Origin of the sequence: Bathymodiolus platifrons methanotrophic gill symbiont (genome assembly GCF_002189065.1) — a bacterium.
In the GTDB taxonomy this organism is placed as follows: domain Bacteria; phylum Pseudomonadota; class Gammaproteobacteria; order Methylococcales; family Methylomonadaceae; genus Methyloprofundus.
The window spans coordinates 1-9171 of the sequence record NZ_BDMN01000111.1 but is presented as its reverse complement, the minus strand read 5'-3'; the positions used below and the strand labels follow the sequence as shown (position 1 = coordinate 9171).

Sequence of the window (9171 nt, the reverse complement as noted above, 5' to 3'; positions counted from 1 at the left end):
TTAAAGTAAGTGGCGTAGCTTGTCTAGGTGGGAAGAATCGACGCTTACATCTTTCTTGTTGGCTTTGTAGCAGAGCCTTTATTTAGAAAGCAATTTACTGTTGCTTTATTTGTTTAGTGCTATTTTTATAAATGCAAGTATAAAATCAGAAAATGAACAGGATATATAGTGAAGGAAGCTGAAAAAATATTATTACTAGCCTTTCGAAAAAGTCAAAAAAAATTCTTTCTAGAGATGTTAAAAGAAGAGCATACTGAAAACTTTTACTTAGAAGAAACAAGACAATATATTGTGCCTTCATTAACCGCTTTAAAGTATATCTCTAAACCTGATTTTAATCCAGCTTGTGACTTTGCCGTAGATGAGCTAATAGCAAAAACTTCTATTTCTTTTCCAAAATTTATTTTAAGAATTTTCTTTAAAATATTAACCTATATCACTTATCTTCGTTATTATAAAATATTTGATAAAAACTTCTCAAAGGTCTTAATATGGAATGGTGGAAAGTTCAGACAACTAATAGCCATAGAAATAGCTAAATTATTAAATAAACAAGTTGTTTATTTTGAAAATGGGTTACTTCCAAATACTCAGGTCCTAGATTTAAAAGGTATCAACTTCAGCAATAGTGTACCAAGAAATAAAGAGTTTTATCAAACTTATACAAGCGACATTGAACTACCAAGCCAACTTGTACCTAGAGTTTCTAAACATACTGAAAAATTCAACAAACAAGAAGACAAGCTTCCAAAAGAGTTTATATTTGTCCCGTTTCAAGTGGATTATGACACACAAATTATTACCGAATCTAAATTTATAAAAAACATGCGAGCCTTATTTGATGTCATAGTAGAACTCTCTAAAGAGACAAATTTTCATTTTATTCTTAAAGAACATCCTAGTAGTGGTATCAACTATCCAGACTTACATAAAAGAGTGAAAGAATTTAATAATATAACGTTTGCTAACTCATATCCCACTCAAGAACTGATAGAAAAAAGTCTAGCTGTTGTTTGTATCAATTCTACAGTAGGAGTAGAGTCATTATTATTAAAAAAGAAAGTAATTTTACTTGGTAATGCTTTTTATAAAATAGAAGGTATAAGCTATGGTGCCTCAAATATTGAAGAACTAAAAACACTTTTTAGTAATTTCGAAACACTTGAATTTAATGAAGACTTAGTAGATAAATTTTTAAAGTATTTATATAATGATTATTTGGTTAAAACAGATGAAAACTTATATAAAAACTTTGTTCATTTTTTAAAATAAAAATAAATAATAGGAATCCCAAGCCACAAAGTCAAGATATTATTTGGTTTTCGACAACAAACAGTCTATCAACTGTATGCAAAAAACAAAGTAAGATGAGATTAAATCCACCAGTTCCACACTCTTGACCTAAAGATAATGAATCACTCTGAATTTTTCACTTTATTAGGTTTTGAAGCACATAGAAATCTGTTGCCTGTTCTTGAATCTTCTTTGAACTGATATAGATTTGATTATCCAGTGGAAGAAAAGTCTCTTCAGTCGCATAACCTAAAGCCAGTACTTGTTGCCCCATCACTGTCCTTCCTGTCAGGTGGTCAAAGTGACTGGAAACCCCCGCCATTTTCTTAACCTCGTCTTATTTTAACCGAGTCATCAAGAACAAATGCTTTAATGGTCTGCGTATTCAGCTTATGTTCCATCACTACTTGCTGCGCAATCTGGCAATGCAAACGTCGCCAATTGACATCTTCACGTTTTAGATAGTCGTACATGACATCTTTTTTAGCATCGGTAAAACTTTGCATGGCATCACGTGAAAACATGCCAATCGATTCGGTTTTTAACCAGACCCAAAGTAATAGCAAATAGACGACTTGTGTCACCTCTAGGCCTGATCGCTTGTGGAACCCGGCCCGATGTAGCAAGGTGGCTATATGCATTTTAGTCCAAAGCGTGGCAAACAAATTATCAATTTGTAGACCATGCTGGCTGAATAAATCACCAATCAGACTTGGCAAGTCCTGTAACTTTGTGTCATTATTCATTGAAGTCTCCGTGTGGTTAGATAAGTTCGTCAAATAAACTATATTTTACCACTTTGGAGACTTTTATTCTTTATTATTCAATGGTTTATTGTGGTTTTTCGCTAAAATGAACTCCGAAACTTGAGTTATATGCTATATAAAAAGCTGCCACCCACTGAAAAACACAGAATTTTATTTAAATCAGTTTTTGTCTACTAATTTCGCCTTGACATCAAAAGCAGCATATATGGCGCACTATGTGTTGGTTAGCCCGCGCAATCACGAAGAATCTAATTAAATGTCAGTACCATATACCACCACCCCATCTTTTCAAAAATTTATACTATTTACTTTAGCCACAACAGCTTTCTTTCTTCCGATCAGGGAATTTCCCAAGCTATTATTTGTATTATTATTTCTATTTTCGTCACTTTACGTTCATGTAAGAAAGAACACTTGGCGCCAATATGATTTCCTCGACTATTTGTTATTAATCTGGGGGTTATCAGGCTTTATCATTGCTTATTTTTCTCCATTTGAGCATAAGGAGTGGAACGGTGCTATCAGTAACTTGTTTATTCCTCTTATATTATTATTTATCAGGCATACAGACTTTAGCCAAAAGAGTATTTTACTGATTCTAATTAGCACCTTGGTCGGGACTGTCATTGCTGCAACAGAAGGTATTTGGCAACTTACGAATCATCAAGAAATGACACTGATGCTACACTCTGTTGGCCACTCTAATCATTCGGCTATTTTTTTATGTATAAACTTTGCCATAGCTAGTGCCTTCTGCTTAACCCTGGCAAGAAAATCGCCTTTTAAATTTTATCTGGCATTATTTTCTTTGTTATTTATTATTTTCTCTATGCTTTATACTGAAAGTCGTGGCTCTGCTATTACAATGTTTTTCATTGGACTTAGCAGTTCATTTTTCTGGCTTAAAAAGTCTAAAAAACCATTTCTGATCGCGGCCATTACCGTATTGCTTTTAACCGGCTCCCTTTTTTATGGTAAAGCGCCTATTATTGAAAAAACACTGCATCAAACATCCAATGGTCAGTTAATACCCGAACGACAAAGAATCTGGAATAGCTCACTACTAATCTGGCGACATAATCCTGTTTTTGGCATAGGTATTAAAAACTACGGCGAAGCCGATGAAAACATTCAGCGCCACTGGCTGGCAGAAGAAAACCGCCAATTTTCTGATGATTTTCTGCCATACATACATGGACATAGTCTGTATTTCAATACCTTAGCTGAACAAGGTATTCTGGGCGTCATTATTATTTTCTCTGTCTTATTAAAAATCGCTCTCAGTTTAAAAACTTATTATCCTAGACTCGAAAGTTCAGATTTTTCCTGGCTTTTATGGCTATCTACTTTTGGTAGCCTACAGGTAGTCATAATAAATGGGCTAGTAAATACCACGCTACGAGTAGAGCACGGTCTGCTGTTTGCTATAATTACAGGTTTATGGTTAAGTTTCACTAAATATTCACGCCCCCTTTTGTAGGTAGCGCTTGATTATGATTGTAAAGCGTTAACAGCCAGTTGCCTAGAAAAAGATCAACACACAAGAGGATGTTATTTCCCCCTCTTCGCAATAAATTAATTTGTGCCTTTTAAATATGAGCAAAAAAAACTCAAGTTTTAGTACCTATAAACGCCTATTGAAGTATGTAATCCCTAATATTAGGTTTTTTATTATCAGTATCTTTGGTTTTATTATTGTCGCAATTGCTCAACCTCTGTTTGCCGAGCTGGTTAAATTAATTATAGACACGATAGAACATGGAAATAAAGCTGATAAAACATATCTACCTGCTTATATTATCGGCATTGTTACATTTAGAAGTATAGGTACTTTCTTTGGTAACTATTACTTAGCCAAAGTCTCTGTCAATGTAGTACACAGACTTCGCCAGGAAATTTTTAACCACTATACCCAGCTCTCCATAGAGTATTTTGATGCGCAAAACAGCGGTCACTTAATTTCACTCATTACCTATAATGTTGCTGAAGTTACACGCGCAGTAACCGAGTCAGTGAAGACTTTTGTTCGTGAAGGCTTAACTGCAATTGGCTTAATTAGCTACTTGCTTTGGCTTAACTGGAAATTAACACTGGTATTTTTTATTATCGCTCCTTTTATAGCTATTTTAGTATCAACTGTTAGCAAAAAGCTTAGATCTCTAAGTAAAAATGTTCAAGACTCGATGGGTAATATGACTCATATTACTTCAGAGCTAGTGACAGGAAACCGTGTTGTTAAGTGTTTTGGAGGCGCAGCTTATGAAGTTAAACGTTTTAAGCAAAGTAGTTTGTTTAATAAACAGCAGTCACAAAAAGTTGCTCTGGTTTCTGCAATTCAAAATCCGATCATACAACTATTAACTGCATTTGCTTTGTCGGGTTTGCTTTTCCTGGCACTCACTATGATGGGTAATACCAGCACTGGTGGATTTGTTGCTTATTTATTAGCTGCATTTATGATTCCCCGGCCTATTCAGAAGTTAACCAGTGCAAACAATGATATCCAGAAAGGAATCGCTGCAGCCTCGGATATTTTTAATGCATTAGATGTCGTTCCGGAACTTGATCAAGGCACAGTCCAGAAAGCTAATGGACAAGGCGTTTTACAATTTGAGAATATTTCATTTAGCTATGCCAACTCTGACAAACCTGCTCTTAAAAATATTAATATAAGCATTAAATCAGGTGAAACAGTTGCTATCGTTGGCGCATCAGGCAGCGGAAAAACCACTTTAACCAATTTAATCCCGCGTTTTTATGACTACTCTGAAGGACGAATTTTATTAGATGGTGTTGAAATTAATCAATACACTTTAAGCTGCCTGAGAGAACAAATTGCGCTAGTTACCCAAAACATCAGCTTATTTAATGACACGGTATTCAACAATATTGCCTATGGCATTTTAGGTGATATTGATGAAGCTGACGTTTTAAAAGCTGCTGATGATGCTTATGCAACTGAGTTTATCGAAAACCTGACCTATGGGATGCAGACTGAAATTGGCGAGCAAGGTATTCAGCTATCTGGCGGACAAAGACAGCGCCTTGCTATTGCACGCGCGTTACTAAAAAACGCGCCTTTGTTAATTCTAGATGAAGCAACGTCAGCATTAGACACACAATCAGAACGCTATATTCAAAAAGCACTAGCACATGTGATGGCACACAGAACAACTATTGTTATTGCGCATCGCCTATCAACCATTGAAAATGCTGATGTTATTTTAGTGATGGAAGCTGGTGAGATTGTTGAACGAGGCACCCACATTGAGTTATTAGCCAAAAATGGAGCTTACTCTAAATTGCATGCACTGCAATTTAATGAAAACCATTCAAATTAAAGCTACCTCCTTATAGTCCTAGCCATATTCTGCCGCTGAAAATCAGGGAAACGGAGCTTAGCGAAGTGATGCTTTTTAGTTTGTGGTAGGTGACTGGGTAATTTGCTGATCCGAAGTGCGCTAGCAGAGCGCGAGGGAGGCAAGAATTGCATTACGAAAGCCGTCAAGCCATGTGTGCGAGCAATAACGGAGCAGGATGTGCGTAGTTGAGGTGGGCGCGGGACGTACCAAGGCATAAAGGATTCACCGTGAGGCGAATTGACTTTTGTGACATGGAGTCCAAAAATCTATCATGAGGCGCGCGATGGAGACTGTGAAAGTATTCAACAAAATCCCCCTCCTTAGTTAAGGAGGGGTTAGGGGAGGTTTGATCTATTAAAACTAATCATACAATATCAATGACATATTTTTTTATACGATCCCCCCTCAGTCCCCCCTTCTCAAGGGGGGAGGCTAAAAGCAGTACTTTCACAGTTACGTAGCCCGCTATGCACCTATTGCTACAGCACTAATGACGGACAAAAATCCTGCCCACACTTGGACGCTTATTTATTTCCAGGTGCCTGAACTATTTCAGTAACGCAGCTATCGGCAATAATAGCCGCTAGAATATCAAACATTTACTCTATAGAAGTCCCGGTACCTTGGGAATCTATGACATCTTTTTTAAACTTCGCTTTTAGCTTTTTAAAGGCTGACCATAATGTGGTATCCATAACCACTTGATTTCCTATCGATACGATGACTCGAGTCAGCTCTGGTATCTTGGTTTTAGTGGATATCATATAAATAGGTTGCACGTACAAGACCGAGTTTTTACCCATCGGTAAAATGACCATCCGCCCTTTCGCCACATTTGAACCGTGCTGGTCCCATAAGGTAAATTGCTCTGAGATCTCTGGACTTTGATCAATTAATGCTTCAACCTGTGCAGGCCCATTGACTTGTATGTCTTTACCAAACTTATAGATTGTAATATATGGGTCATAACTATCCTGTCCACAGTTCTTAGTATCCAGGGTTCCTGCCAAGCCTATCATACTCAAATTACTGCGATTAATCGGTGTCATTGGATTGATCATCACTAACTCTTCACTATCATCACAATGGCCAAAATCCATGGTTTGATAATAGGGCATAACAAGACTTTTATTCACTTTTGCAAACTGCCATGTTTCTGCTTGCTCATAGAACAATTCAGGCTGAATTTGATGGTATTTGGAATACACCATCATTTGCATATAATAAAGTTCTCGTGGATACCGTAAATGCTTGCGCAATTCGACTGGCATTTTATCCAGATTATTAAATACACCGGGATAGGCTACTCGATAAGCATTAATAATAGGGTCTTTACTATCCGCAATATAGTACTTTACTGAACCATCATAGGCATCGACAACAATTTTGACTGAGTTGCGGATATAGTTAAAGTTCTGTGTGCCTGATAGAAAGTCATCACTGGCAAATTTAGATACCGGGTATTTATCAGATAAAGTATACGCATCTTGAATCCAGTAAAAACGGTTTTTTGTTACCACTAAATAAGGATCTGTATCCAGATGTAAAAAAGGCGTAATTCGATTAATTCTCTCAACAATATTACGTCTAATTAACAACTTACTCTGTTTAGAAATATTGGTAGAGAAAAATATCTTTTCATCACCGAAGTAAAAAGCAAACAGTAATTTTCTAAAAAAGGAAGGGAAGGGTACACCTGCCCCCCCTTTATAAACACCATCAACATCCTTGGCTGAGTCTGATAAGCCCACAACCTTCAGGTCATTGGGAACGATGGCATAAGTGTATTGTTCCTGACCGTAATAAATATCAGGTGTTTTGACAGAAAAGCCAACATTTGATGACATATTCAAGTCACGCAAATACCACAAAATGGGATTACCTGCATCTTGTGCCGCTGGGGTTATCACCGCACCATAGCCATGCGTATAACGTAAATGGGTGTTCTCCCAGTTCTTCGCCGCTTCAGGCAATTTATCTGTATTTAATTCCCGTGCAGCTAAATTGACTTGCTGGAGGTGGTCATTTAAGAAATAACGGTCTTCATCTACACTATGAAAAGAATAATAAGGGCGTATTCCCTGCAATTGTCTGTACCCATCGATTAAATACCCCCTGTCCCATACTGGAATATTTTCAAAATGTCGTTTAGTCCCCCATGCTTCAATATCTTTACTGGCATCTAAATTAACTTTGTAATCAACAATATTGATATTATCCAGATCAAATGCATCCAGAGTTGCCTTTATATTATTCTCCATAAACTGCCCTTCCGTGAGTACCGGATTGGGGCGCACAATAAAGGTATTAATTAAACTCGGAATAAAATCAACATTTTGCAGACCTAGTGCGACCAAAAAACCACCTGCCGCAATAACAATTGGCATTTTTGCTCGGTGTTGTCTGGAAAAAATATAGATAACTACTGATACAAATAGTGCAAGTACAGAAATAATACTAAGCCAGATCAAAGGCAATGAATAGCGTAGCTCGACAAAACCAGGCCCAAAAAAGACTGGCTCATGCGAGTTAACATAGAGTAATGAAAAGCGATCAAGAAAAAGCCCCCAGATAACAAATAAAACGGTAAAACCTAATAATATAGTTAAATGGATTTTTGATCCCACCGGATAATTTTTATTCTGATTAGGAACAAAAATATGCTCTATCCAGTAAAGGGCTGTGACCAGAAAAAACAAGATAATAGAGGTATACAAAAGTTCTTGCTGAATCAACATATACAAAGGATATGAAAACAGATAAAAACTTATATCCTGACCGTAAACAGGGTCTGCTATTCCCGCAGAACTACCAAAGAAATATAATAATGCCGCTTCCCATTGATGGTAGAAGGGGCTTGCAATAACGATTGCAAGTATAAAAGATAAGGGGGTATAAATCTTTACTGAACCATACATAAATATATCAGCAAAGGTCTGAAATCGTTGTCGTTTATCAGAGCTTACCAGTATTTCGTCGGGTGGATTTAAGCCTAGGTAACGTGAAGCAATCCAGAAATGAAAAAAGAATATACTGAAAAATATGAGCGTCACAGCACCTGAGAAAATAAATCGGTAAAGTAATCTTAACCAGAAATAACCTTCAAAATTAAGCGAACGGAACCACCAAAGATCGACAAAGAAATCGACAAAGACAAAATAAAATAGAATATAGACAAGTAAAGCAAGTGCTGTTAGCCCAAATATCATGGGTAACAATTTCCAGTTCCTCATGGAAGCCTCTTTGTTATGTGAATTAAGCGGTATTGATTGTATTATAGCAAAACCTGACTAAGGAGCGATGATTCAATAATATCCGAGTCTAGCTTGTCTTTTGACTCCGCAGTCGCACTAGAAAAAACAGTTGCATAGCTCGCTATGCGCCTATTTTTCCTGCACGACTGTGAAGCCAACTACTGCGCTATACTTTCGGGTATTATTAAATCCTCGATCTTAAAGACTCGTCGAGAATAGATTTGAAGTACAGGAAAGAAAAGCTTAGCTGAAAAGGTTACAAATAGTACTCTCAGCTAATAAGCCTTTTTTATCTCGCTTAAATAATAGGGTCGTAATGAGCTTTTCCTTGCTCACGTTGCTTGTGTTTCCACTGTCGATGCTCTAGCATAATTTCCAGAACCTCTTGTGGATCATCAGTTATTTTTATTAGATCTAAATCCTCTTGAGAAATTGTTTCAAATTCAATGAGTGTCGTTTTAATCCAGTCAATCAATCCACCCCAGAACTGACTAC

Annotated in this window: 6 protein-coding genes and 1 pseudogene; 3 read left to right on the top strand and 4 right to left on the bottom strand. The window is 36.8% G+C overall.

Annotation, left to right across the window (positions count from 1 at the left end):
* The first annotated feature begins 168 nt into the window (after nucleotides 1–168).
* Complete coding sequence (locus CDZ78_RS06995; RefSeq protein WP_087869365.1) at nucleotides 169–1272, top strand: capsular polysaccharide export protein, LipB/KpsS family; 1104 nt, start codon at nucleotides 169–171, stop codon at nucleotides 1270–1272.
* Nucleotides 1273–1429: 157 nt separating this feature from the next.
* Here CDZ78_RS06995 and CDZ78_RS06990 read toward each other — a convergent pair whose 3' ends face one another.
* Both CDZ78_RS06990 and CDZ78_RS22560 read right to left on the bottom strand, forming a co-directional pair.
* A complete protein-coding gene (locus CDZ78_RS06990; protein WP_244559178.1) occupies nucleotides 1430–1567 on the bottom strand; it encodes a hypothetical protein in 138 nt (45 codons plus the stop codon).
* 52 nt (nucleotides 1568–1619) lie between these two features.
* Nucleotides 1620–2039, bottom strand: a complete 420-nt coding sequence (locus CDZ78_RS22560; RefSeq protein WP_174664561.1) for a hypothetical protein — start codon at nucleotides 2037–2039, stop codon at nucleotides 1620–1622.
* Between the two features lie 277 nt (nucleotides 2040–2316).
* On the opposite strand from CDZ78_RS22560, the gene CDZ78_RS06980 reads away from it, so the two are divergent.
* Nucleotides 2317–3540, top strand: coding sequence for an O-antigen ligase family protein (locus tag CDZ78_RS06980; RefSeq protein ID WP_087869363.1), 1224 nt, complete (start codon nucleotides 2317–2319; stop codon nucleotides 3538–3540).
* A 115-nt stretch (nucleotides 3541–3655) separates the two neighbouring features.
* On the top strand, nucleotides 3656–5401 hold the full coding sequence (gene msbA / locus CDZ78_RS06975; protein ID WP_087869362.1) for a lipid A export permease/ATP-binding protein MsbA: 1746 nt from the start codon (nucleotides 3656–3658) through the stop codon (nucleotides 5399–5401).
* A 620-nt stretch (nucleotides 5402–6021) separates the two neighbouring features.
* On the opposite strand, the gene CDZ78_RS06970 is transcribed toward msbA, so the two are convergent.
* Both CDZ78_RS06970 and CDZ78_RS06965 read right to left on the bottom strand, forming a co-directional pair.
* Nucleotides 6022–8655 carry a UPF0182 family protein gene (locus tag CDZ78_RS06970; protein ID WP_087869361.1) on the bottom strand — a complete coding sequence of 878 codons (2634 nt, stop codon included), beginning with the start codon at nucleotides 8653–8655 and terminating at the stop codon, nucleotides 6022–6024.
* Nucleotides 8656–8974: 319 nt separating this feature from the next.
* A pseudogene (locus CDZ78_RS06965) lies at nucleotides 8975–9171 on the bottom strand (LOG family protein); the annotation flags it as partial.